General features: G+C 24.4%; 1 protein-coding gene. It reads right to left on the bottom strand.

The window, feature by feature from the left end; translation table 11 throughout:
- Nucleotides 1-30: 30 nt before the first annotated feature.
- A complete protein-coding gene (locus ACZBKJ_RS09880; protein WP_463200924.1) occupies nucleotides 31-648 on the bottom strand; it encodes a hypothetical protein in 618 nt (205 codons plus the stop codon).
- Between the last annotated feature and the right edge of the window lie 152 nt (nucleotides 649-800).

Below are 800 nucleotides of genomic sequence, written 5' to 3'. Positions count from 1 at the left end.
CTGCTCTTGCGACATCTCCCATCAACCTCTTTATCTATCATCAATAACTTTATCCAAAATACCGCCATAGTAGATATTATAACTATAAAATTTATCATCACAGATAATTAATTGGTTATCTTTAAAAAAATAACGACTGTAGATATATATATCCTTAATTTCATAATCTAAATATTTAGATTTAAATTCATCTATATGATTAATTTTTATGTTTGTTTCAATTTTATCAAAATATTCTTTTTCGATAAGTAGTTTAAATAAATAAAAAAATAAGAGTTTTTTTAGTCCACCGTAATATGGCGGAGGCTCAATTTTTCTGCAATCGAAGGTATATATATTTTTTCCTTTAATATCAAAACATATTAGTTCTGTTGAATAATCCATTCCTAAATATTCGCAATTACAGGGTAACAAAATATCTTCTGAAACCTCATCATTTAAATAATAATCTTGAAATTCTTCAAAATCTAAATATGCATATCCTTGTCTTAAAAACCCACTATTCCCATATTTTAATAAAAACTGATAATGTTCATCACAAATATCAATATTATTTTGTGATAAAAAATCATCTAATTCTTGTTTAGGCACTGGGATTACTTCTACTTTTTCCAGCATTAGGTTGATAAGTTGGTCTAAAATGGTCATAAAATTACCTTATCTATCATCAATAACTTTATCCAAAATACCACCATAGTAGATATTATAACTATAAAATTTATCATCACAGATAATTAATTTTTTATCTTTAAAAAAATAACGACCGTATATATATCCTTAATTTCATAATCTAAATATTC

The sequence above is a fragment of the Moraxella sp. I5G genome (genome assembly GCF_055193055.1).
The sequence above is the reverse complement of the archived record's forward strand: the minus strand, read 5'-3'. Positions and strand labels throughout refer to the sequence as shown.

Bases quoted from the DNA above. Each gene is read 5' to 3' on its own strand.
- ACZBKJ_RS09880 (WP_463200924.1), bottom strand. From the start codon at position 648: ATGACCATTTTAGACCAACTTATCAACCTAATGCTGGAAAAAGTAGAA.